General features: G+C 60.7%; 21 protein-coding genes. 17 read left to right on the top strand and 4 right to left on the bottom strand.

Annotated elements, in window-relative coordinates; genetic code table 11:
- Positions 1 to 26: 26 nt before the first annotated feature.
- Positions 27 to 686, top strand: a complete 660-nt coding sequence (locus tag J5M72_RS04355; RefSeq protein WP_169430406.1) for a carbonic anhydrase — start codon at positions 27 to 29, stop codon at positions 684 to 686.
- A 135-nt stretch (positions 687 to 821) separates the two neighbouring features.
- Here the strand turns inward: J5M72_RS04355 and J5M72_RS04350 are convergent, their stop codons facing one another.
- Positions 822 to 1529 carry a cupin domain-containing protein gene (locus J5M72_RS04350; RefSeq protein WP_207864253.1) on the bottom strand — a complete coding sequence of 236 codons (708 nt, stop codon included), beginning with the start codon at positions 1527 to 1529 and terminating at the stop codon, positions 822 to 824.
- A 60-nt stretch (positions 1530 to 1589) separates the two neighbouring features.
- On the bottom strand, positions 1590 to 2444 hold the full coding sequence (locus tag J5M72_RS04345) for a GNAT family N-acetyltransferase (protein WP_207864251.1): 855 nt from the start codon (positions 2442 to 2444) through the stop codon (positions 1590 to 1592).
- A gap of 592 nt (positions 2445 to 3036) precedes the next feature.
- On the opposite strand from J5M72_RS04345, the gene J5M72_RS04340 reads away from it, so the two are divergent.
- From J5M72_RS04340 to J5M72_RS04285, 12 genes are all read left to right on the top strand, one after another.
- Positions 3037 to 3705 carry a haloacid dehalogenase type II gene (locus J5M72_RS04340; protein ID WP_085730903.1) on the top strand — a complete coding sequence of 223 codons (669 nt, stop codon included), beginning with the start codon at positions 3037 to 3039 and terminating at the stop codon, positions 3703 to 3705.
- Positions 3706 to 3737: 32 nt separating this feature from the next.
- Positions 3738 to 5012, top strand: a complete 1275-nt coding sequence (locus J5M72_RS04335) for an FAD-binding oxidoreductase (protein ID WP_207864249.1) — start codon at positions 3738 to 3740, stop codon at positions 5010 to 5012.
- Positions 5013 to 5106: 94 nt separating this feature from the next.
- Entirely contained in the window at positions 5107 to 6744 is a 1638-nt protein-coding gene (locus tag J5M72_RS04330; protein WP_207864247.1) for an ABC transporter substrate-binding protein, read from the top strand.
- Positions 6745 to 6791: 47 nt separating this feature from the next.
- Complete coding sequence (locus J5M72_RS04325; RefSeq protein ID WP_207864245.1) at positions 6792 to 7748, top strand: ABC transporter permease; 957 nt, start codon at positions 6792 to 6794, stop codon at positions 7746 to 7748.
- Entirely contained in the window at positions 7745 to 8620 is an 876-nt protein-coding gene (locus J5M72_RS04320; RefSeq protein WP_207864243.1) for an ABC transporter permease, read from the top strand. Before J5M72_RS04325 ends, J5M72_RS04320 begins: the two co-directional genes overlap by 4 nt.
- Before the next feature lies 1 nt (position 8621).
- On the top strand, positions 8622 to 10463 hold the full coding sequence (locus J5M72_RS04315; RefSeq protein ID WP_207864241.1) for an ABC transporter ATP-binding protein: 1842 nt from the start codon (positions 8622 to 8624) through the stop codon (positions 10461 to 10463).
- Positions 10460 to 10768, top strand: coding sequence for a (2Fe-2S)-binding protein (locus J5M72_RS04310; protein WP_207864239.1), 309 nt, complete (start codon positions 10460 to 10462; stop codon positions 10766 to 10768). Before J5M72_RS04315 ends, J5M72_RS04310 begins: the two co-directional genes overlap by 4 nt.
- Entirely contained in the window at positions 10750 to 12126 is a 1377-nt protein-coding gene (locus J5M72_RS04305) for an FAD-dependent oxidoreductase (RefSeq protein ID WP_207864237.1), read from the top strand. Before J5M72_RS04310 ends, J5M72_RS04305 begins: the two co-directional genes overlap by 19 nt.
- Complete coding sequence (locus J5M72_RS04300; protein ID WP_207864235.1) at positions 12123 to 13277, top strand: FAD-binding oxidoreductase; 1155 nt, start codon at positions 12123 to 12125, stop codon at positions 13275 to 13277. Before J5M72_RS04305 ends, J5M72_RS04300 begins: the two co-directional genes overlap by 4 nt.
- The gene (gene argE, locus J5M72_RS04295; protein ID WP_207864233.1) at positions 13274 to 14431 is read left to right on the top strand and encodes an acetylornithine deacetylase; all 1158 of its coding nucleotides are present in this window, start codon (positions 13274 to 13276) and stop codon (positions 14429 to 14431) included. Before J5M72_RS04300 ends, argE begins: the two co-directional genes overlap by 4 nt.
- A gap of 122 nt (positions 14432 to 14553) precedes the next feature.
- Positions 14554 to 16011 (top strand): NAD-dependent succinate-semialdehyde dehydrogenase, encoded by a 1458-nt coding sequence (locus J5M72_RS04290; protein ID WP_207864231.1) that lies wholly within the window; start codon positions 14554 to 14556, stop codon positions 16009 to 16011.
- A gap of 27 nt (positions 16012 to 16038) precedes the next feature.
- Positions 16039 to 17118 carry a tartrate dehydrogenase gene (locus J5M72_RS04285; RefSeq protein WP_207864230.1) on the top strand — a complete coding sequence of 360 codons (1080 nt, stop codon included), beginning with the start codon at positions 16039 to 16041 and terminating at the stop codon, positions 17116 to 17118.
- A gap of 54 nt (positions 17119 to 17172) precedes the next feature.
- On the opposite strand, the gene J5M72_RS04280 is transcribed toward J5M72_RS04285, so the two are convergent.
- Positions 17173 to 18099 carry a glyoxylate/hydroxypyruvate reductase A gene (locus tag J5M72_RS04280; RefSeq protein ID WP_207864228.1) on the bottom strand — a complete coding sequence of 309 codons (927 nt, stop codon included), beginning with the start codon at positions 18097 to 18099 and terminating at the stop codon, positions 17173 to 17175.
- 286 nt (positions 18100 to 18385) lie between these two features.
- On the opposite strand from J5M72_RS04280, the gene gabT reads away from it, so the two are divergent.
- The 3 genes from gabT to J5M72_RS04265 all read left to right on the top strand — a co-directional run bounded on the left by gabT (position 18386) and on the right by J5M72_RS04265 (position 20965).
- The gene (gabT, locus tag J5M72_RS04275; protein WP_207864226.1) at positions 18386 to 19678 is read left to right on the top strand and encodes a 4-aminobutyrate--2-oxoglutarate transaminase; all 1293 of its coding nucleotides are present in this window, start codon (positions 18386 to 18388) and stop codon (positions 19676 to 19678) included.
- 96 nt (positions 19679 to 19774) lie between these two features.
- Positions 19775 to 20431, top strand: coding sequence for a 2-haloalkanoic acid dehalogenase (locus J5M72_RS04270; protein ID WP_207864225.1), 657 nt, complete (start codon positions 19775 to 19777; stop codon positions 20429 to 20431).
- Between the two features lie 45 nt (positions 20432 to 20476).
- A complete protein-coding gene (locus tag J5M72_RS04265) occupies positions 20477 to 20965 on the top strand; it encodes an Lrp/AsnC family transcriptional regulator (RefSeq protein WP_027616181.1) in 489 nt (162 codons plus the stop codon).
- Positions 20966 to 21023: 58 nt separating this feature from the next.
- Here the strand turns inward: J5M72_RS04265 and J5M72_RS04260 are convergent, their stop codons facing one another.
- Entirely contained in the window at positions 21024 to 22487 is a 1464-nt protein-coding gene (locus J5M72_RS04260; protein ID WP_207864223.1) for an aldehyde dehydrogenase family protein, read from the bottom strand.
- 646 nt (positions 22488 to 23133) lie between these two features.
- Here J5M72_RS04260 and J5M72_RS04250 point away from each other — a divergent pair.
- The gene (locus J5M72_RS04250; RefSeq protein WP_207864219.1) at positions 23134 to 24489 is read left to right on the top strand and encodes a PAS domain-containing methyl-accepting chemotaxis protein; all 1356 of its coding nucleotides are present in this window, start codon (positions 23134 to 23136) and stop codon (positions 24487 to 24489) included.
- Positions 24490 to 24614 lie beyond the last annotated feature (125 nt).

Genomic DNA, 24614 nt, shown 5'->3' with positions numbered 1-24614 from the left:
TCTGAAATTAGGCTTTGGAGGACCCCATGCGTGACATTATTGATGGCTTTCTGCGTTTTCAACGCGAGGTGTATCCACAACGCGTCGAGCTTTTCAGGCAGCTCGCGACCGAGCAAAACCCGAAGGCGTTGTTCGTAACATGCTCGGACAGTCGTGTAGTACCTGAACTTCTCACACAGCGCGAACCGGGTGAGCTGTTCGTGATCCGCAACGCCGGCAACATTGTGCCGTCGTACGGTCCTGAACCGGGCGGTGTTTCGGCCACAGTGGAATATGCGGTTGCAGTGCTCGGTGTACGGGACATTGTGATCTGCGGCCACTCGGATTGCGGAGCGATGGGCGCGATTTCACGCTGCACGTGTCTGGATCACCTTCCGGCCGTTGCAAACTGGCTTCGCCATTCGGACGCCGCGAAAGCGATCAATGCTGCGCATGAGTTCGATACGCCGCGTGCCAAGCTCGATGGCCTGGTTCGTGAAAACGTGATCGCACAACTGGCGAACTTGCGGACTCATCCATCGGTGGCGCTTGCGCTTGAGCAAGGACGCTTGAATTTGCATGGCTGGGTCTATGACATCGAGGCGGGTTGCATCGATGCACTGGATGGCGCGACTCGGAGCTTCGTCAAGCTTTCCGATTCACCGGCGACCGTGGCAGTCGCTGCGCGCAACGTCGATCAGTTGTAGGTCAGGGCGCAGATCTCTTCGTTTCGGCCAATTCCAGAGAGAACGTTCTGGCGAATAACAACGCAGGCGCCCCTGAAAAGGGGCGCTCTGACTTGGCTGGAACGGGTGTGATGACACTGTTATTTCTGGCTGACGCTATTTAACCGCATACACTTTGCGCACATAGCACGTGCTTTTCCAGGCGCACGGCGCACCCCGCGCAACAAACACGCTGTCGCCGGTATTGACGGTCACGCTCAAACCCTCGGGCGTCTGCAACGTTACAGTTCCTTCGATCAGATACATCAGCTCATTGAGCTTGTGCGGGCGACCGTGACGTTCGTAGGGCGTCGAGTCCCACACGCCGACACGCAGATCGGTTGTGGCATCTTCGAAGGCATTACGTGACCGGCATTGCGGGGTTGGACCGATCAGAATCTGTTGTTCCGGCGCGGCGGAGGGAGACAGGTGCGCCAGCGGGTCGAGCAAGGTCAGGCCAGGCGTCGCGCCTTGGGTGGCCATGGCGCAAAACGCCCACCGGGTGCCGGTCTGTGCTTCGATCCGCACGTCCGTGCCCCGGCCGATGACCGCGCTGGCGCCGACGGCCAGTACCAGTGTCCGCTCCCGGGTTTTCAACGTCACGTGCCCTGCATGAACCACGATCACCTCGGTGTGCGGGAAGTCCTTGATATCAAGGCTTTCGCCTGCTTCGACGATGCCGGCAGACGCACCGTCGCTCCCTGACCAGGCGATCTGACGTCCGGTCGAGAAGGGGTCGGCAGCGTTCAAGGATTGCTGTTTGAAAGAGGTGTCGACGCGACTGCCATCGGCGCGAGCCAACAGCATGATGCAAGGTTCGAACATACGGGTGACGCTCCAGTTATTGAGAGTTTTTTTGGGCAGGGACGAGTTCAAACCCGATGATCAGCCAATGGCTTGAGTGACCAGGGCAAACTGCCGAACGCCGTTGCTTGCTTGCGGTGCCGGACCGCGGGACATTTGTGCCACGGTGTCGACCTTTTTCAGGCCGGCGCCTTCCAGCCAATCGGCCAGACCACAATCCGCTGGAATATCGATGCGCACAAAGGCGTCCGGTACCTTGGCCAGCAATGTCGCGATCAGGTGTTGAGCCTGCTCAAGGTTTTCGGCGATCAACGGGCCGATGCAACGACCGCGACCGAACGGGCGCAGCAGGGCGAAGGCGCGCAACTGACCGTCGCGCACAATGCCCACCGAATGCTCGACGACAGCGAACAGATCGGTGAGCACCGCCTGCCGATCCAGTCCGCTCCCGGCATTGGCCAGTTCCAGCACCCGCGCATGATCCGCTTCGCGCAGTGGGCGGCATTCTTCACCGTCTGCCAATGGCCCGGGCAGGGGGGCTTGCACCAGGCCCTGATGCTGCTGAATTCGGCCAAACTCGACAAAACCCTGGCTCGCATACAGCGGTGCGCCGGCCACGGTTGCATTCAATATCGCCGTGCTTGACTGGCAAGCCTGCAGCGCGTGTTCCATAAGCTTTCGCCCGATGCCCTGGCCTTGGTAATCGTCACTGACAATGACCAGGCCAATAGTCGTGAAATCACCTTGCGGGCAGGCGAACGCGGTGCCGATCAAACGCTCGCCATCAAGTACGACAAAACCCTTGCTGACCCTTTGCAGCATGGCCCAGTCGTCGAGTCGATGGGGCCACTTCAATTGCACGGACAGTGCATGGGCCTTGGGCAGGTCGTCGGCAGTCATCGGCCGATAGACGTAGGACGGACGCGGGGTAGACATGGCGATTCTCCGATAAAGAGTGTGCGCTTACGCCGGTTTTTCCGGCGAGATGACGCCTGTATCCCATCTGGATGAAAGCCTGACAAGGGGGGAGGGAATATTCGGCAGATTCCGCGAAGCACAGTCCCGAAGACCACACTTACTACTTAATTGCGGCCTTGTGTCGGCAGCAAATGCTTGGGCTTTTTTACCCTATAAAAGGCTTGTATCGAGCCTTGTCGTTCAAGGCGCAGGACGTGCCTTCAATCACTTCAATTCAGAACCGGACCGACGTGTGCCGCAGCAACCGACACGCTCCTGCGAGGGGGCGCAGTTTCTGCGGGCAAAGTCGATATCCGAAATCCACAGCGGCTGATACAGGTCCATAAGAGCGCATAAACCGGGGCTTTGCCCAAGGCTGGAGCGCACCGCAAAGTCTGCTGAGCAGCGTGAGCAAAACGGTGATTTGTATCGAACGGAGGTCGCTTTTAACGCCATCTGCTGATTTCACGGTGTTGTAATGACGGTGTGCTGCAGCGTTGCATCGCTACTGCGCAATCCAGGCAAATGCTTGTAGCGCCATTGACCTCAACGAACTTCAGGAACGCACTCAATGAGCTTTCTTCGCCCCAAATTCATTACCTTCGACTGCTACGGAACGCTGACCAATTTCCACATGGGCACGATGACCCGCGAACTCTTCGCTGATCGCGTACCCGCGGAGCAGATGGATCAGTTCGTCAAGGATTTCTCGGCCTATCGCCTGGACCAGGTCATGGGCGACTGGATGCCGTATGACGAGATTCTCAAGACCGCTCTGGCGCGTACCTGCAAGCGCTGGGGAATCGAATACCGCGAAGAAGGCCAGCTGTATTACGACGCTGTTCCGACCTGGGGCCCGCACCCGGACGTACCGGCCGGCCTGTCGAAAATCGCCGACAAGATTCCCCTGGTGATTTTCTCCAACGCCAGCAACAGCCAGATCATGTCCAACGTCGAAAAACTCGGCGCACCTTTTCACAAGGTCTTCACGGCCGAACAGGCACAAGCCTACAAACCACGTCTGGCGGCGTTCGAGTACATGCTCGACAACCTCAACTGCGGCCCGGAAGACATCTTGCATGTGTCCTCCAGCTTCCGTTACGACCTGATGCCGGCCCACGACATGAAGATCAAGAACAAGGCCTTCGTCGCCCGCGGCCACGAAGTACCGGGCAATGCCTTCTACAGCTACCACCAGATCCCGGACATCGGCGGTCTGGCCGGGCTGGTCGGCCTGTAACGACATCCTCATTGGCAAAGGCGGGATTGAACATGGGCAGTGAATCCTACTGGCTCGACAGCGCACCGGCCTTCACCGGCGCACAGCTCGGCGGTTTGCCCGGGCAAGTCGATGTAGCCATCGTCGGTGGCGGTTTCACCGGGCTGGCGGCGGCCCGGGCCTTGGCGCTCAAGGGCGCCAGTGTGGTGGTGCTGGAAGCCGGGCGGGTGATCGGCGAGGCTTCGGGACGCAATGGCGGGCAGTGCAACACGGGGGTGGCGCAGGATTACGCCAGCCTCAGCGCCAGTCTCGGTGCCGATCGGGCGAAAGCCTATTACCAGGCTTACGAAAGTGCCGTGCAAAGCGTTGTGTCGCTGGTTGAGCAGGAGCAGATCGCCTGTGACCTGTTGCGTAACGGCAAGCTGAAACTGGCGGCAAAACCGCTGCACTACGAAGGGTTGGCCCGCACCTGCGAGCTGATTCGCAACGAAGTCGATGCCGATGTTGAATTGCTGTCTGCCGAACAGACCCGCACCGAAGTCAACTCTGCGCAGTTCCATGGCGGCCTGCTGCAGCGCAATGGCGTGCAGATGCACGTCGGCCGTTTCGGCGTCGGTCTGGCAGAAGCGGCGGTGCGTCACGGCGCACTGATTCATCAGGGCACCTCGGTGCTCGACTGGAAAGCCCGTGCCGGCGGTTATCAGGTCAACACCAGCAAGGGTTCGCTGCACGCCGGGCAGGTTCTGCTGGCGACCGGCGCCTGTCAGCACGGTGGTCTGGGCTGGTATCGGCGGCGGATTGTGCCGGTGGGCAGTTTCGTGATTGCCACCGAGGTTCTGCCTCAGGCGCTGATCGATCAGCTGCTGCCGGGACGCCGCGCTTATGTCACCAGCCGAATGATCGGTAACTACTTCCGCCTGACCCCGGACAACCGCTTGCTGTTTGGCGGGCGTGCGCGGTTTGCCATGTCTGACAGTGTCAACGATGCCAAGAGCGGCAAGGTGCTGCAGGCGGCAATGATCCAGATGTTCCCGCAACTGGCCGGCATCAGGATCGATTACTGCTGGGGCGGCCTGGTAGACATGACCTCCGACCGTTTGCCGCGAGCCGGCCAGCACGGCGGCGTGTTCCACTCGATGGGCTACAGCGGCCACGGCGTGCAGATGTCGGTGCACATGGGGCAGGTCATGGCCGACGTGATGGCCGGCAATGCCGAGGCCAACCCCTGGCGTGAACTCGACTGGCCGGCGATCCCCGGGCATTTCGGCAAGCCGTGGTTCCTGCCTTTGGTGGGCGCCTACTACCGCTTTCAGGACTATTTGCACTGAGTTGATGTTGTGGCTTCACCGTCGTTTGCGTTTCCAGGACGTTCCGGTCAACCGGAACACTTGAGCCTTCTTGATTTCGACAGGTAGCACTGAAATGACTGATCACAAGAACGATTCACCGTTGATCTCAGGCGAAGAAAGCCTGCGGGTGTTCGAAGGCCTAAATCGCGGCATGTCACGCCGTCACGCGTTACAAATGCTCGGCGTGGCCGGCGTAGCGGCTGCCGGCGCCGGCAGCCTGTTCGGTGCCGCCGGCAAGCTGTTGGCTGACGATACGGCGACGCCGGGCAAAGGCAAGCAGGGTGGGCGGATACGCGTCGCCGGCATGTCCAGCTCCACCGCCGACACCCTCGATCCGGCCAAAGGCGCGCTGTCCACCGACTATGTGCGGCACTACATGTTCTACAACGGCCTGACTCGTTTCGACGCGCACCTGGTGCCGCAACTGGAACTGGCCGAGCGCATCGACAACACCGACGCGACGTTGTGGACGATCACCCTGCGCAAAGACGTGACTTTTCACAACGGCAAAACCCTCAGCGCGGCCGACGTGGTGTTCTCGCTGTCACGACACAAGGATCCGCTGACCGGCTCCAAAGTCATGCCGCTGATGGAGCAGTTCGCCGAAATCAAGGCCACCGGCACCAACGAAGTACAGATTCGCCTGACTGCGCCAAACGCCGAATTGCCGTCGATTCTGGCCGTCTCGCATCTGCTGATCGTTCCCGAAGGCACCACCGACTTCAACCAGGGCATTGGCACCGGACCGTTCAAGGTCAAGGAGTTCAAACCGGGTGTACGTTCGGTTGCCGCACGCAACACCGGTTACTGGAAGCCAGGCCTGCCGTACCTCGACGAAATCGAATTCATCGCCATTGGCGACGAGCCGTCGCGGGTCAACGCGCTGCTGTCCGGCGACGTGCACATGATCAACGAGGTCAACCCGCGCTCCACCGACCGGATCAAGGCCAGCGCCAGGCACCGGGTCGTTGATGCGCCGTCGGGCAACTACACTGATTTGATCATCCGTCAGGATCAGATGCCCGGCCAGAACGCCGATTTAACCCAGGCGATGAAGTACCTGCTCGATCGCGAACAGATCAAGTCGGCGGTATTCCGCGGCTTTGCCGTGGTCGGCAACGACCATCCGATCGCGCCCGGCTCGCGCTACTACAACAGCGACCTGCCGCAAACGGTCTACGACCCGGAAAAAGCCAAGTTCCTGCTGAAAAAAGCGGGCATGGAAAACATCAGCATGGAGCTGTTTGCGTCGCCTGCCGCAACGGGTTCCGTGGATATCGCAGTGCTGTTGCAGCAGTCGGCCAAGCAGGCCGGGCTCAAGCTCGACGTCAAGCGCCTGCCGAGCGACGGCTACTGGTCCAACCACTGGATGAAGCACCCGATCAGCTTCGGCAACATCAACCCACGGCCGAACGCCGACGTGATGTTCTCGCAGTTCTTCCAGTCGAAGGCGCCGTGGAACGAGTCCGGCTGGAAGAACGAACAGTTCGATCAGTTGCTGATGCTCGCCCGCGGCGAAACCGACGATGCCAAGCGCGGCAAGATGTACGCGGACATGCAGACCCTGGTGCACGACCACTGTGGCATCGGCATACCGGTGTTCATCAGCAACATCGACGGCGTCGATCAACGGATCAAGGGCTACGGCAGCAACCCGCTCGGCGGTTTCATGGGTTACATGTTCGCCGAGCAGGTCTGGCTGGACGCTTGAACAGAGCCGTCGAAATGAACGGCAAGCCAGGTGCAGGAGGGTAGGCGATGAATAGCAACACACTGTGGTTGATCGGACGGCGGCTGGGCGCCGCGATCGTGACTTTGTTGATCGTATCGATGGTCGTGTTCGCGATCACGGCGGTACTGCCGGGAGACGCGGCGCAACAATCCCTTGGCCAGTTCGCCACCCCGGAACAGGTGGCGGCACTGCGCCTGAAACTGGGGCTCGATCAACCTGGTGTGGTGCGTTACCTGCACTGGTTGATGAGCCTGCTCAGTGGCGATATGGGCGTGTCGGTATCCAACGCAATGCCGGTCGGCGAGCTGATGGCCGGGCGCGTGCCCAACACCCTGATGCTGGCGGCCGCCACAGCGCTGGTGTCGGTGCCGGTGGCGCTGGTTCTCGGCATCGGCTCGGCGATGGGGCGGGGCGGACGGATCGACAGTGTCCTGAGTTTCACCACCCTGGCCATGGTCGCGGTGCCGGAGTTTCTGGTGGCGACGCTCGCAGTGTTGATCTTTGCGGTAAACCTGGGCTGGCTGTCAGCGCTGTCCTATGCCAGCGACATCACTTCACCGTGGCAATTCATGCGCACCTACGCCTTGCCGGTGATGACGCTGTGTTGCGTGATCGTTGCGCAAATGGCGCGGATGACACGCGCCGCAGTGATCGACCAGCTCGACAGCCCCTACGTGGAGATGGCCCGGCTCAAGGGCGTCAGTCCGATCCGCATCGTACTGCGTCACACGTTGCCCAATGCCATCGGGCCGATTGCCAACGCGATTGCGCTGAGCCTGTCGTATCTGCTCGGCGGGGTGGTGATTGTCGAAACCATCTTCAACTATCCCGGCATCGCCAGCCTGATGGTCGATGCCGTGACCAACCGTGACATGGCACTGGTGCAGGCCTGCACCATGTTGTTCTGTACGGCTTATCTGGGTCTGGTGCTGATTGCCGACCTGTGCGCGATTCTGTCCAATCCGAGGCTGAGAAACCAATGAACAATCTCATTGTGAAATCGACGCCCGCAGCCCCCGATCTGTCAGCCGGCAAGGTGTCTCACGGGCCCGCGTGGCTGGGACTCATCGGCGCTTCCATCTGCGTTATCTGGCTGCTGGTTGCGTTGTTCGGCCCGTGGCTGGCGCCGCATCCGGTCGGCGAGGTGGTCTCGGGTAACGTGTTCGACAACATCAGCGCGGTGTACCCGTTCGGCACTGATTATCTGGGCCGCGACATGCTCAGCCGGGTGCTCGTCGGCGCACGCTTTACCGTGGGCCTGGCGTTGATTGCGGCGGTGCTGGCCAGTGCGCTGGGCACCGGTTGCGCGCTGCTGTCGGTGGTGTCGCCAAAGTGGCTGGACGAAGTGATCAGCCGCTTGATGGACGCCTTTATCTCGATCCCGAGCAAAATGCTCGCGTTGATCATGGTCTCGGCGTTCGGCTCTTCAGTGACCCTGTTGATCAGCACGGCGGTGTTGAGCTTTGCTCCGGGCGCGTTCCGTATCGCCCGCAGCATGGCAGTGAACATCGAAGCGCTGGAGTATGTGCAGGTCGCCCGGACCCGTGGCGAGCGCCGCTTGTATATCGCTTGCGTGGAGATCCTGCCGAACATGCTCAACCCGGTGCTCACTGACCTGGGCCTGCGGTTCGGTTTCATCGTGCTGCTGCTCAGCGGCATGAGTTTTCTAGGGCTGGGCGTGCAACCGCCGGATGCCGACCTCGGTTCGCTGGTGCGGGAAAACATCGGCGGCCTCAATCAGGGCGCCCCGGCCATCGTCATCCCGGCGTTGGCCATCGGCACCCTGACCATCGGCGTGAATCTGTTTATCGACAGATTGTCGTCGCGACGCAGTCGCCGCACGGGAGGCCATTGAAATGACCCAATTGATTCGAGTTGAAGACCTGCGCGTGGTCGCTTGCGGCGAGCACGGTGAAACCGAAATCGTCAAAGGCGTGAGCTTTGCCCTGGAACAAGGTGAAGTGCTGGCGTTGATCGGCGAATCGGGCTCGGGCAAGACCACCATTGCCCTCGCGCTGTTGGGTTATGCCCGACGGGGCTGTCGGTTGTCCGGCGGCGTGGTACAGGTCGGCGAGCACAACATGCTCGCGCTGAGCGAGCAGCAATTGCAGGGCCTGCGCGGCAATCGGGTGTCGTATATCGCGCAGAGCGCTGCGGCGGCGTTCAACCCGGCGAAGAAACTGATCGACCAAGTGGTGGAGGGCGCCTTGATTCACGGCCTCGGCACCCGCGCCGCCCTTGAGGCCAAGGCCATTAAACTGTTTCGCGATCTGGCCTTGCCGGATCCGGATCATATCGGCCAGCGTTACCCGCACCAGGTGTCCGGTGGGCAACTGCAGCGAGTGATGGCGGCAATGGCGCTGATCAGTGATCCGTTGCTGGTCATCCTCGACGAACCGACCACGGCGCTCGATGTGACGACCCAGATCGACGTGTTGCGGGCGTTCAAACGCGTGGTGCGTGATCGTGGCGCAACAGCGGTGTATGTGTCCCATGACTTGGCTGTAGTGGCGCAAATGGCTGATCAGATCGTCGTGCTCAATGGCGGTCAGATATTCGAACAAAGCGCCACGGCGGCGCTGCTCAAAGGCCCGAGCCACGAATACACCCGCAGTTTGCTGGCGGCCGCGCGGCCCGACACGACGATCCGCCCACCGGGTGGTATTGCCGAAGAAACCCCGCTGCTGACCATTCGCGGCCTGACCGCCGGTTACGGCAACAAGAACACCCAGGGCATGCCGGCCATACGTGTCCTGGAAGACATTGATCTGACCGTGCGCCGGGGCCAGGCGATTGGCGTGATCGGCGAGTCGGGTTCGGGCAAGTCAACGCTGGCCCGCGTGGTGGCCGGCTTGCTCACGCCGGCATTGGGCGAGCTGACCTTTGACGGGCAACCGCTGGGCGGTTGTCTGTCCGAACGCAGCGACGAGCAATTCCGGCGGATCCAGATGGTGTTCCAGAACGCCGACACGGCGCTCAATCCGATGCACAGCATCAGCACGATTCTGAGTCGGCCGCTGAAGATGTATTTCAACCTCAAAGGCGCGGCGTTGCGCGAACGTATCGACGAGTTGCTGGACCTGGTGCGCTTGCCGCGAGCCCTGGCCGAGCGTCGTCCAAGCGAGTTGTCCGGCGGGCAGAAGCAGCGGGTGAACCTGGCGCGGGCATTGGCGGCCAAACCCGATCTGATCCTCTGCGATGAAGTCACCTCGGCGCTGGACACCGTGGTCGGTGCAGCGATTCTTGAATTGCTCCGCGATTTGCGTGAGCAACTCGGCGTGTCCTACCTGTTCATCAGTCATGACATCTCCACCGTACGCGCGCTGTGCGATGACGTGGTGGTGATGTACAGCGGCCACAAGGTTCAGGCCGGCAGCCGCCAGTCGTTTGCGCAGGCACCGTTCCATCCCTACACCGATCTGTTGATTCACTCGGTACCGGAGCTGCGCCAGGGCTGGCTGGAAACCTGCGGGACCACCTGCGGTGAACTGCCGCCCATCGGGCCAAAAGCCAACGTCGCCGAGCTGTGCACTTTCCTCAATCGCTGCCCGGTGCGCGTCGATGGCCTGTGCAACCGTACGGCACCCAACCGCCGAATCATCGACGGTGGCAGTGAAATTCTCTGCCACCACGACAGCGTCGAACTGCTGAAAACCCAGCGGGACGTGACCACCTTCAATCAGGGAGCCTATGCATGAGCGCTCGTTTTGTGAGACTGGCCGAGCAGGGTCGGGCGACCGTCAGCTTGACCGTGGATGGTGTGCCCATCAGGGCGTTGCAGGGCGACACATTGATGGTCGCATTGCTCACTCAGGGCAATGCGTTGCGCCAGTCGGAATTCGATTCCGGTCGACGTGCCGGGTTCTGCCTGATGGGCGCCTGCCAGGATTGCTGGGTGTGGACGCGCAGCGGCGAGCGTCTGCGTGCGTGCTCCAGTGAAGTCCGTGAAGGACTGGATCTCGTCACCACACAACCGGAGGCGTCATGGCCACTGCACGGGTAGTTATCGTCGGCGCCGGCCCTGCGGGGATTCGCTGCGCCGAGACGTTGGTGAAGGCCGGCTTCAAACCGGTCCTGATCGATGAAAATCGCCGCGACGGCGGCCAGATCTATCGGCGCCAACCCGAAGGTTTCACCCGCGACTACCGCGCGCTGTACGGCACTGAAGCGGCCAAGGCGCGTGACCTGCACGAGAGTTTCGAGCGCTTGCGCCCACACATCGATTACCGCCCCGACACGTTGGTGTGGAATCTGGTGCCCAGGCAATTGTGCTGCGTCAGTCAGGGGCACCATACGACGGTGGACTACGACGCGCTGATCCTCTGCACCGGCGCCACGGACCGTTTGATGCCCATTGAGGGCTGGCAGCTGGCGGGCACCTACAGCCTCGGCGGGGCGCAGATCGCACTCAAGTCGCAGGCGGTTTCCATCGGCCATCGCGTGGTGTTCATGGGCAGCGGTCCGCTGCTGTATCTGGTGGCCAGCCAGTATGTGAAGGCCGGCGCCAACGTCGCTGCGGTGCTTGATACATCGCCACTGAGCAAACGCATCGTCGCGCTGCCGAAGATGCTCGCGCGGCCCGGCGTGTTGCTCACCGGGATGAAACTGTTGGCGCAGTTGTATCAGGCGAAGATACCAGTGCATCTGGGGATCAAGCCGGAGCTGATATCGGGAGATGCCACCGGCGGCGTCAGTGGTGTGCGCGTGCGCTCAGCCAAAGGCGAAACCCTGGACATCGACTGCGATGCCGTGGCCCTGGGGTATCACTTGCGTCCGGAAACCCAGCTGGCCGATCTGGCCGGATGTCGCATGCGTTTTGATGAAGCGTCCGGCCAATGGTGGCTGGCGCTTGATGAAGAAGGCCGCACTTCGGTCAGCGGTGTGTATGCCGCCGGCGACGGCGCCAGGATTCGCGGTGCCGATGCCGCTGAACATGCCGGGCGTCTGGTGGCGATGGCGCTGCTGGAGGATCAGCAAAAACCGGTGGATGCCGTATTACGCGCAGAGCAACGGCGCGCATTGGCGGTGATGGATCAGTTCCGCCTCGGTCTGGCGCAGGCATTTCCCTGGCCCGCCGAACAGGCCGGGGCCTTGCCGGATTCGGCGATCGTCTGTCGCTGCGAGATGATCAGCGCGGGCGAACTGCGCCGTACGGTCAGTGAAAAGGGCGCGTGCGAAGTCAATCGGGCCAAGGCCTTCAGCCGGGTCGGCATGGGCCGTTGCCAGGGCCGCTACTGCTCGCAGGCCGGCGCCGAAGTGATCGCCGCCGCAGCCGGTGTCAGTGTGCAACAGGTCGGCCGCCAACGCGGTCAGGCCCCCGTCAAACCGCTGCCGATGGTGATCATCGAGGAACCGTCATGAACCCGCACAAAAGTGATGTATTGATTATCGGCGGCGGCATCATGGGCGCAGCGTCAGCGTTTTTTCTGCGCCAGCGCGGGCACTCCGTGACCCTGCTCGAGCGCGACCAGATTGGCCAATACGCCAGCGGCGTCAACTTCGGCAACGTGCGGCGTCAGGGCCGTTATCTGGGGCAACTGGAATTGGCCAACCGTTCGTTTGCGCTATGGAAGCGCTTGCCGGAGCTGATTGACGACGATCTGGAGTTCATCGCCAGCGGCCACATGCGCGTGTGTTACCGCGAAGACGAAATTGCCGAGCTCGAAGCGTATGCCGTGGCGCCGGAAGCGGCGCAACTGGATCTGCAGATCTATCGCGGCGCTGAACTGCATCGGCGCTTTCCGTTTCTGGGGCCGGACGTGAAGGGGGGCTCCTACGCACCGCACGACGGTCACGCCAACCCGCGTCTGGCAGCACCGGCATTCGCCCGGGCGGCGCGGCGGATCGGTGCGCGTATCGAAGAACAGACCGAAGTGGCCGAAGTGCAGAAAACCGCAGGCGAGTTCTGCGTTACCACCACCGATGGCCGGCAATATCGCGCCGCACAACTGCTGATCACCGCCGGCGCCTGGGGAGAGAAACTGTCCGCGCAGTTCGGCGAACCGGTACCGCTGGACACCCACGGCCCGCAGATGGCGGTGACGGAACCGGTGCCGTACGCCTTGCCGACGGTGATTGGCGTGTTCACCAAAATCCCTGAGGAAGTCATTTATTTCCGGCAGATTCCACGCGGCAACATCATCATTGGCGGCGGCTATCGCAGCAAACCGGACATGGTCAATCGCCGTGCCTATGTCGAGCCACGCAGCATCCTCAACCAGATCCGGCAAATGCGCCGACTGCTGCCGGGTGTCGGCAATCTGAACATCATTCGGGTCTGGAGCGGCATCGAAAGCTATCTGCCGGACTCGCTGCCGATCATGGGGCCAAGCGGCACGGTCGAGGGGCTGTATTACGCATTCGGCTTCTGTGGCCATGGCTTCCAGTTGGGGCCGGGCGTCGGAGATGTCATGGCTGAGTTGATCAGCACCGGCAGCACCTCCACGCTGATCGAACCCTTTTCCATACGCCGGTTCGCCCCCTTGGCCGAGCAACGGAGCAAAGCCTCATGAAACCCCGTGTACTGGAGATCCTCAAACGATTGATTGCGTTCGATACCGTGTCGTCGGAATCGAACATGGCGTTGATCGAGTACGTTCGCGAGCTGCTGCTGAGCAAGGGCATCGAGTCGCTGATCGTCAAGGACGAAAGCGGCAAGAAGGCCAATCTGTTTGCCAGCACCGGCCCGAAAGACCAACCGGGCATTCTGCTGTCCGGCCACACGGACGTGGTGCCAGCTGCGGGGCAGGCGTGGACTGTTCCACCGTTTCAGGTGACGGAGCAGAACGGGCGGGTTTACGGGCGCGGCAGTTGCGACATGAAAGGCTTTATCGCGCTGGCCATCGACTCGATGCTTGACGCCGCTGAATATTCCCTCAGCCGCCCGCTGCAGTTGGCGCTGTCACACGATGAGGAAATCGGCTGCGTTGGCGTGCGGCGTTTGCTTGATGTGCTGCATCTGGCGCCAGTGCGGCCGTTCCTGTGCCTGATCGGCGAACCGACCAACATGCAGTTTGTGCTGGGGCACAAGGGCAAGGGCTCGTACCGCACCTATTGTCGGGGGCTGGAGGCGCATTCTTCGCTGGCGCCGCGCTCGGTCAACGCGATCCACGTGGCCTGCGATTTCATTGCAGCGTTGCGTGAATCCCAGCGTCAACTGCAGGAGCAGGGCGCCCGGGATGCCGATTACGACGTGCCTTACACCACCGTGCACGTGGGCCAGATCGGCGGTGGCCGGGCGCTGAATATCGTGCCGAATCTGTGCACGGTGGATTTTGAAGTGCGCAATTTGCCGGCGGATGATCTGGAACTGATTCTCGCGCAGATGCAGGAGCGTGCCGAGTTGATCGTGCGCGAGGCGAAGAAGCTTTCGAGCGTGGCGGCCATCGAGATTGAAACGGTCAACGTCTATCCTGGCCTGGACACCCACCCGAGCGTCGAAGCGGTACGGTTCCTGAAAAATTTCGCGGCGCCGGATACCACGACGTCCAAGGTTTCGTTCGGTACGGAAGGCGGGTTGTTCAAGCAGCGTCTGGATGTGCCGGTGGTTGTCTGCGGGCCAGGTTCGATCGAGCAGGCGCACAAGCCCGACGAGTTTATCGAGATCAGCCAGATGGAGGCGGGGGAGCGCTTTCTGGAGGGCTTGCTCGGTTCGCTGAAACGATAGAAACAGCAGTTCTGCTGTTCCACCGCCAATTTCAGCAGCCGACACTGTCCGTCAAGCGCTTTCAGCATCCTTATCCGTCGAGTCTCCCTAGACTGGAATCTGTCTCGGATCAGGACTCGACCATGCTCAAGAATCGTTTGAAAGACCCCGGTCTTCTCGCAGAACTCGCTTATGTGAACGGCCAGTGGATCGGCGCCGATGACGGCGCGACCCTGGATGTCATCGACCCGGCCAGCGGCGAATTGATCGGCCGCGTGCCCGCCATGCAAGGCGTGGAAACCCGTCGCGCCATCGACGCCGCCGAACGGGCCTGGCCCGCCTGGCGGGCACGGCCGGCCGCCGAACGTGCGGCGCTGTTGGAGCGTTGGTATCAGGCGATGATCGACAACCTCGACGATCTGGCGCTGATCATGACCTGCGAACAAGGCAAGCCGCTGAATGAAGCCAAAGGTGAAATCCGCTACGGCGCGGGTTTCGTCAAATGGTTTGCCGAAGAGGCGCGGCGGATTTACGGCGAAACCATGCCGGCGCCCAGCGGCGACCGCCGACTGTTGACCCTCAAGCAACCGGTGGGTGTCTGCGCGGCGATCACGCCGTGGAATTTCCCCAACGCAATGATTACCCGCAAGTGTGCTCCGGCCCTGGCGGCGGGGTGCCCGATCATCGTCAAACCGTCGGATCTGACGCCGCTGTCGGCGCTCGCATTGGCGGTGTTGGCTGAGCGCGTCGGCATTCCGGCCGGGGTGTTCAATGTGCTGACCGGCATGCCCGCCGGGATTGGCGAAGAGCTGACCGGCAACCCGACGGTGCGCAAGATTTCCTTCACCGGTTCCACGGCGGTGGGCCGTTTGCTGATGCGCCAGAGTGCCGAACACATCAAGCGATTGAGCCTGGAGCTCGGCGGCAACGCACCGTTCATTGTGTTTGACGATGCCGATCTTGAGCAGGCGATTACCGGGATCATGCTGAGCAAGTTTCGCAACGCCGGGCAGACCTGCGTCTGCGCCAACCGGATTCTGGTGCAGGACGGCATTTACCAGCGTTTTGCCCAGCGTCTGGTCGAGGAGGTCGGCAAACTCAAGGTCGGCAATGGCCTGCAGGACGACGTGACTATTGGCCCGCTGATCAACAAGGCTGCCGTTAGCAAGGTGGCCCGCCACATCGATGATGCCTTGAGCCAGGGCGCGCAGCTGCTTTGCGGTGGCGTTCCGCAGGGCGACAGTCAATTTGTGCAACCGACGGTGCTTGGCGATGCCCACGCCGGCATGCTCCTGGCCAACGAAGAAACCTTCGGCCCGGTCGCGCCGCTGATGCGGTTCACCGACGAAGCCGAAGCCTTGGCGCTGGCCAACGCCACGCCGTTTGGCCTCGGCGCCTATTACTTCACTCAAGACTTGCGTCGCTCATGGCGTTTCGGCGAAGCGCTGGAATTCGGCATGGTCGGCCTCAACACCGGAATCATCTCCATGGAAGTCGCGCCGTTCGGCGGCATCAAACAATCGGGCCTGGGCCGTGAAGGCAGCAAATACGGTCTCGACGAATACCTTGAAGTCAAAGCCTTCCACATCGGCGGCTTGTAACTTCACAACAACGGGGAGCCACAACTGATGAGCAAGGTCTTCAAGATCGCCGCGATTGCCGGCGACGGGATTGGCAAGGAAGTGCTGCCCGAGGGGCTGCGGGTTCTGGAGCAGGCCGCGAAGAAATGGCAACTGGACTTGAGCATTGAAGTGCTCGACTGGGTGCATTGCGATTATTACCTGGAACACGGGCAGATGATGCCCGAGGACTGGTTCGAACAGCTCAAGGGCTTCGACGCGATTTACTTCGGCGCCGTGGGCTGGCCGGAGAAAGTGCCGGACCATATTTCCCTGTGGGGGTCGCTGCTGAAGTTCCGCCGCGACTTCGACCAGTACGTGAATATCCGCCCGGTGCGCCTGTTCCCCGGGGTGCCATGCCCGTTGGCCGGGCGCGAACCGGGGGACATCGATTTCGTGGTGATTCGCGAGAACACCGAAGGCGAATATTCATCGGTCGGCGGCAAGATGTTCGAAGGCACCGAGCATGAGTTCGTGCTGCAGGAATCGGTGTTCACCCGCCGGGGTGTCGACCGGATTCTCAAGTTCGCCTTCGACCTGGCCCAGACCCGGCCACGCAAGCGCCTGACCGCAGCGACCAAGTCCAACGGCATTTCGATCAGCATGCCTTATTGGGACGAGCGCACCGCGCTGATGGCTGCGCAGTACCCGCAGGTGACGTGGGACAAGCAGCACATCGATATCTTGTGCGCGCGCTTCGTTCTGCAACCGGATCGGTTCGATGTGGTGGTGGCGTCGAACCTGTTCGGCGACATCCTCTCCGACCTGGGGCCGGCGTGTGCCGGAACCATCGGCATCGCGCCGTCGGCCAACCTGGATCCGCAGCGACGTTTTCCGTCACTGTTCGAGCCAGTGCATGGTTCGGCGCCGGACATCTATGGGCAGAACATCGCCAACCCGATTGCGATGATCTGGTCAGGGGCGCTGATGCTCGATTTCCTGGGCAACGGTGACGAGCGTTATCGCGCAGCACACGACGGGATCTTGCAGGCGATCGAGCGGGTGATCGCCGAGGGACCGATCACCCCGGATCTGGGCGGGAAGGGCTCGACCCAGGATGTCGGCAGGGCCATCGCCGAGTTCCTCTGAAGCATCGTCATCCTCTGCATGAGTGAGCCTGCTCGCTCGTGCAGAGGGTGTGAATCAGTAACCTTTGTTGCGGTCGATCTGACCGCTCATGGGCTCGCCGCGTTCGAAGCAGCGGATGTTCTCCAGCAGGACAGCAAATGCGCTTTCCGGCTGGGTCATCGCCGCGATATGCGGCGTCAGCAGAATCTGCGGATGGCCCCAGAAGGGATGATCCGCCGGTGCCGGTTCGTTCTGCACCACATCCAGCACCGCGCCGCTGAGTTGCCCGCTGTCCAGCGCGTCGAGCAAGTCCTCTTCCACCAGATGCCCACCGCGCCCCATGTTGATCAGTGCCGCGCCATGCGGCAATTGGCGAAACAACTCGCGGTCGAGAATGCCACGGGTCTGCTCGGTCAGCGGCAATACGCACATCACAATGTCGCACTGGCTCAGAAACGCCGGCAGTTGCTCGCGACCGGCAAAGCACTCGACGCCGGCAATCCGATGCGCACTGCGCGCCCACCCCTTGAGGGCAAAGCCCAGGGGCTGCAAGGTGGCGAGAATCTGCTGCGCCTGAGTACCGAGGCCCATCACCCCCACGCGACGCTGATGCGCCGGCTGCAACAGGTGCGCCTGCCAACACCGCGCCATCTGCTGCTGGCGATAGCGCAACATATCCCGGTGCAAGCTGAGCACGGCAAAACTGGCGTACTCGCACATGCCTTGGGTGATCCCGGGATCGAGCAGGCGCACCACCGGAAGACTCGCCGGGATACGGCTCAGATCCAACTGATCGACTCCGGCCGACAACGCAAACAACACCTGCAGATTCGGCAACACCGCCTGCAGATCCTCCGGCGCCTGCCACGCCGCCAGGTACTTGATGTCTGCGGGATCGCCGATGTCCGGCCAGGCGCGCCATTCGATGTCCGGGGCATGTTCGGCGAACAGTGCTTTCCACTGTTCGCCGCGCACGGGGTCAGCTTTGTAGAGCAGGGCCATGGTCAATTCCTGAGAGGGTTGAAAGTGCTCCCATCATCGCCCAACGCCAGAGCAGGATCTGTCGAAAGCAGCGCTGCGAACACTGTGCGTCATGTCATATATGCACGCGGCCGGCAGATTCGGCGGCCTGAAGGAATCTGCCGTTTGGCAGGGTGAAAACAGTCGATCCGGATTTCTCAGGGGCCAAGTTCGGCGTAGTTCGTTCCGCACAAGTCTTAATCTTAAGACCCTGTGTAACCACCTCCTGCATTCACTCCGGGCTGCCGGACTCACGAAGGGAAATGCCATGAACAGCCAAGTCGACCAAACACCTCATTTACTCCGTCAGCGTGATCAGTTCGTGCCACGCGGACTGGTCACCGCTCATCCGCTGGTGATTGATCGCGCCCAAGGGGCTGAATTGTGGGACGTAGACGGCCAGCGTTATCTGGACTTCGTCGGCGGCATCGGCGTGCTGAACATCGGCCATAACCATCCCAAAGTGGTTGCAGCGGTGCAGGCCCAATTGCAAAAAGTCTCGCACGCCTGCTTTCAGGTGGTGGCCTACAAGCCGTATCTGGATCTGGCCCAGCGCTTGTGCGAAATGATAGGCGGCGAGGAGCAATACAAAGCGGCGTTCTTCACCTCCGGCGCCGAAGCCGTGGAGAACGCGGTGAAAATCGCGCGCGCTCACACCAACCGCTCTGCTGTGATCTCCTTCCGCGGCGGTTTCCATGGACGCACCTTGCTCGGCACCACGCTGACCGGCATGAGCCAGCCCTACAAACAGAACTTCGGGCCCTTCGCGCCGGAGGTGTTTCACACCCCATATCCAAATGCCTATCGCGGCGTCACCAGTGAGATGGCGCTGAAGGCGCTGGACGAGTTGCTTGCCACTCAGGTTGCGCCGGAGCGGGTTGCGGCGATCATCATTGAACCTGTGCAGGGCGACGGTGGTTTCCTTGCGGCACCGGCGCCATTCCTCCAGGCATTGCGCGAGTTGACCCACAAGCACGGCATCGTGCTGATCCTCGATGAGATCCAGACCGGATTCGGCCGCACCGGCAAGTGGTTCGGTTTCCAGCACGCCGGCATCCAGCCTGACCTGGTCACCGTCGCCAAGAGTCTGGCCGGGGGGCTGCCGTTATCGGGCGTGGTCGGCAAAGCTGACATCATGGATTCGCCACTGCCTGGGGGCCTCGGCGGCACCTACGGCGGCAACGCACTGTCCTGCGCAGCGGCCCTGGCGGTGATCGACGCTTATGAAGAAGAGAAACTGCTCGAACGCGGCGATGCATTGGGCAAGCGTCTGCGTGAAGGTTTGCTGCAGTTGCAGCGCCGTTACCCGCAGATCGGTGACGTACGCGGTACCGGGTTCATGTTGGCCATCGAGCTGATCAAGAACGATGAAGCGCGCTCCCCGGACGCGGATCTGAACCAGCGTGTGATCGATGAAGCGCGCAAAGGTGGCTTGCTGGTGATCAAGTGCGGCGTCTATCGCAACGTCCTGCGCTTCCTCGCGCCACTGGTGACGACCGAAGCGCAGATCGATGAAGCCTTGCAGATTCTGCAGGCTGCGTTGGCACGGGTATTGAACTGATGTCCGCCGGGTTCAGCGGCGCGGTCGCTGGCCAGCGTCGCTGAACCTTTTTGGCGCATGGATTGATGAAACGCATCATCGGAGGCTGTGTACACCATGGGGCTGACTGATTATCGAGCACTGCTCATCGATTGCGACGAAGTCCTGGTTGACCGTGATTCGGGGGTCTGGGCAGCGCTGCAGCCGTTGCTCGACAGCCGGGGCGGGCGCCCGGACAAGGAACAGGTGCTGGGCGAATTTCGCGAGGTGGTGCAGGCGCTCTATCCCCGCTTTGACGAACTGGGCTTCAGCGGATTGCTGTGTTTTGCCCATCGCCAACTGGCCGAGCGCTGGAGCTTGAAAGCCAGTTGGGAGGAGGGCATGAGTTTCGCGCGTTCTGCTGCCAACTGGTCATTGTTCGAAGACGCGCCCGGAGCGATGCTGTACCTACGCAAGTTTTATCGCCTGTTGGTCGTGGGCGACCGGGATGCCGAGGATCGCGCCGTGTTGTGCGAGCACCTGGGGATTGTGGCTGATGACTTTATTTCGCTGGCCAGCGATCCGCTGCGGGACGAGGACTGGTTGAATGCCAACGAGCTGAAGCCGGTACACATTCTGCGGGTCACCCGACCCGCCGCCCGCGGTCAGGCGCTGACCGATGTTTGCCTGATCGGTCGCGAACGGGTGAAACAACCGACCCCATGCGCTGCGGATTATTGCATCAACAGCATGGCTGACCTGGTCGCACAGCATCAGATGTGTTTACGGCGCTGATTTTGCTAGTAGATTGTCCTACAAATGGCAGTCAAGAGGTTCGCAATGGAAGGTTTAGTCAAACTGGACCGCATCGACATCAGTATCCTGGTTGAGTTGCAGAAGGACGGGCGCATGACCAATGTGAGTCTGGCCGATGCCGTGGGATTGTCGGCCAGCCCCTGCCTGCAACGGGTCAAACGGCTGGAATCGGCCGGGTACATTTCCAGCTACAAGGCACACTTGAACCTGGCGAAGATCACCGAATCGGTAACGGTCTTCACCGAAATCACCCTGAGTGACCACAAGCGCGAAGACTTCGCCAAATTCGAGTCGAATATCCGGCTGGTGGATGAAGTGCTCGAATGCCATTTGATCAGTGGCGGCTACGATTATCTGGTGCGCTTCATGACGCGCAGTATTCAGCATTATCAGGAAGTGATTGAAAGCCTGCTGGATAAAAACATCGGCATTTCCAAGTACTTCAGCTACATCGTCATCAAATCCCCGGTACTCAAGGACGGTGTGCCGTTGCGCAAGTTGTTGCGGCACTGAAGTTCCATACATCCATCAGGCGCAAACAGGGGGACAGCTGACTGTCCCCCATTATTTGCTAGCCACCAAAGCCAACGATGGCTTTGGTTTCCAGATACTCCTCAAAGCCGTAGACACCAAATTCACGACCATTGCCGGATCGTTTGTAGCCACCGAACGGTGCCATGGGATTCCAGGCAGGGTGGTTGAGCAGCACTTGTCCAGCGCGGATGCGTGAGGCAACGGCACGTGCATGATCAAGGTTGCGGGATTGAACGTGGGCGCTCAGTCCGTACACCGTATCGTTGGCGATCGCGACAGCCTCATCGAGCGTTTCATAGGCGATGATGCACAGCACTGGCCCAAAGATTTCCTCCTGGGCAATGCGCATGCTCGAGTCGACCTCGGAAAATACAGTCGGTCGGGCGTAGAAGCCGGTTTCATGACCAGGCACGCGTCCTGGACCGCCACACAGGAGTTTGGCCCCTTCACTCAGGCCCGATTCGATCATGGCTTGCACACGCTGGAACTGGGCCTCATTGGCTATCGGACCGAGTACCGTCTCTTCCGATTGTGGATCCCCCACGATGATCGCGTTGGCGGTTGCGGCGGCCAGTGCCTCGACTTCCGCCAGCCGTTCCCTTGGTACGATCATTCTGGTCGGGGCGCTGCAGGATTGCCCGACGTTGCGAAACGCTGTCATCACGCCCAATGGCACGACGTTGGCGAAGTCGGCATCGGGCAGCAGCACGTTGGGTGATTTGCCGCCCAGTTCCTGGGTGACGCGTTTCACCGTAGGGGCAGCCGCCTGTGCGACCAGGGCACCTGCACGGTTTGAACCGGTGATCGAAATCATATCGATATCCGGGTGCGCAGCCATGGCGCCGCCGACCTCGGAACCCGTGCCATTTACCAGATTGAAGACACCCGGAGGCAGGCCGGCGTCATGCACCAATTGGGCGAAAAGAAGGGCGCTCAGCGGTGACAGTTCGCTGGGTTTGAGCACCACTGTGCAACCGGCTGCAATCGCCGGGGCCACTTTGGCGGTGATTTGATAAAGCGGCCAATTCCAGGGGGTGATGAGACCGCAGACGCCGATGGGTTCGCGTTCGATCGCGGTGCCGCCTTCAACCGTCTGGAAGCGATAGGTGGACAGCAGGTCACGGGCGATCCGAACGTGTTCGGCCGCCAAGGGCACTTGCATCGCTCGGGCAAAACCGATGGCAGCACCCATTTCCAGAGAGAGTGCCTGCGCAAGCGACTCTTTTCGCTCAAGGATCAGGTCGTAAATTTTGCCAAGAAAATCCGCGCGCACTTCGGCGGAGGTCGCAGACCAGCGAGAAAACGCTGCACGCGCCGCAGCGACGGCCCGATCAACGTCTTCGGCCGATCCGCTGGCGACCTCTGCAACTACGCTTTCAGTCGCCGGACTGACCACGGGCAAACTGGCAGGCGTTGCCGGCGAGCACCAGCCACCATTGATATAAAACTGTTGAGACGTAGGCGAATCCACGGGGTGGGTATTCGAAGATTGTGTTGTCATCCAACTAGCTCCTTAGAGGACTGATGGGGGCTGTTAACAGCAGGGACGGAGGGAGGTCAGAGCAACGCCGGGGCACCGGTACAGGCGGTGCCCTGTGGTTTGAATAAGCTAGCAAAAGTGCCCAGCCGAAATATGCCGTTCTTGAAATCGGCAAGGGATAATCTGCTGTATCTCAGGGGCTGACGTTGTCTCTGTGCGATCGGGCTTTTCAGAGGCATGCGTCCGGCCAAGTCATCTACCCGACCCCGCAAAGCCAGGACATGGTGTGCACTTCAATTTAAGTGGGCACCCGTTCCAGCCTTTTAAGCGGGTATTTCCATGCAGCGTGCTCGGTGCGGCGAAGCCGCACTGCGTCTATCTGTTTGCCAATCGCCGCGCGACCCGAGTCAAAGTGCTGGTGCACGATGGGATTGGCGTCTGGCTGGCGGCACGCGCCTGCCGACGCAGCGGGTGAGTGAGTGAAATTGATCAGTTGTTGCCGCATAAGTGGCAACCGGTTTCATCGGTGTGCTGCATGAGCGCTTATACAAAATAAGCAATTTATTGACGTCAAATCATAGTTATGTGTAGCACTATTCATTTGCCAGATTGCCCGCCGATACCTACTTAAGTCGAATCCGTTGAAGGTCACTCCGAGGGTAAGTCCATGTTCAATAAATCACTTAAAGATGAACTACAGGCCAGGAAGGCCGAAGTCTTGGGCTATAAGGGATTGATCGAAGCACTGGGCCGCTCCATGGCGGTAGTCGAGTTTGACCTGGACGGCAAGGTGTTGCGAGCCAACGATAATTTTCTCGCCACCATGGGCTATAGCGCTGAGCAATTGCTTATGAAATCGCATCGGGAATTCTGCTCCTCTGCGCTAACTAACAGTGCGGAGTACAGCCAGTTTTGGTCGCAACTGCGTGCTGGCAAGTTCGTGTCGGGTACTTTCCAGCGAGTCAACTCGATGGGACAGAATGTCTGGCTTGAAGCCAGTTACAACCCTGTGATCGACGAACGAGGCCAAGTTATTACGATCGTCAAGTATGCCCTGGACGTGACTGAAAAAGTCGTTCAAGAAGCGCTGAATCGGGGCAAGCTTGCCGCACTGGATCGCGCCATGGCCGTGATTGAGTTTGACCTCAGTGGCAATATCCTCTCGGCCAACGACAATTTTCTACACACCATGGGCTATGCCCTAAACGAGCTCAAGGGTAAGCACCACCGGCTCTTTTGCGAGGCAAGCCTGATAAATGGAAGCGACTACAGCGACTTCTGGCGTCGATTGAATGCAGGTGAGTTTTTCAGTGGTCAGTTCAAACGTATCGGCAAACACGGACGAGTGGTCTGGCTGGAAGCGACCTATAACCCGGTGTATGACGCTACTGGCAAATTGTCGAAGATCGTCAAGTTCGCCAGTGATATCACCGAGCGTATCGAGCGCTTTGAAGAGGATTCGCGCGGCGCTTCCCGGGCGTACCATATTTCCGCCGAGACCGAGAAAGTCGCCGAACAGGGCGCCCAAGTCATTCAGGAAACAGCTCGAGAGATGCGCCAGATTGCCGAAAACATTGGCGCGTCGGCGAGGCTGGTTGGTCAGTTGGGCGACCGTTCCGAACAGATCACGGCCATCGTCAATACTATTCGCGGTATCGCTGATCAAACCAATCTGCTCGCCCTTAACGCCGCCATTGAAGCGGCCCGAGCGGGCGATCAGGGCCGAGGCTTTGCGGTAGTGGCCGACGAAGTTCGGCAACTGGCAGGGCGCACCAGCCGGTCGACTGCGGAAATTGCCGAAATGATCGGCAAGATCCTTTCTGAAACCCGTGATGCCGTCGCCAGCATGAACGCAACTCAAGAGAGTGCACAACGCGGCGTCGGTCTGGCCGATCAGGCTGGCTCGGTGATCTTGCAGATTCGTAGCGGCACCAGCGACGCCGTCGAGGCGGTGAGCATGTTCGCCTCCAAACTCGACGAGTCAGAAGTGATTCCCAAAACCGCCGTCAGTTGGGTCGGGTAAAAGGCTACAACTGGTGCGCACTTGATTTAAGTGCGCACCCTGTCTTGGCTTTTTGTGCAGCTGGGTAGATGACTTGGCCAGACACTTTCAGAGCCGATAGCTAACGCCCGGAGCCGCTCAGTCAA

It is taken from the genome of Pseudomonas sp. 58(2021) (assembly GCF_017491585.1).
Taxonomy (GTDB): Bacteria; Pseudomonadota; Gammaproteobacteria; order Pseudomonadales; family Pseudomonadaceae; genus Aquipseudomonas; species Aquipseudomonas fluorescens_BT.
Note: the sequence above shows the minus strand (reverse complement) of the source record. Positions and strands in the feature narration are given on the sequence as shown.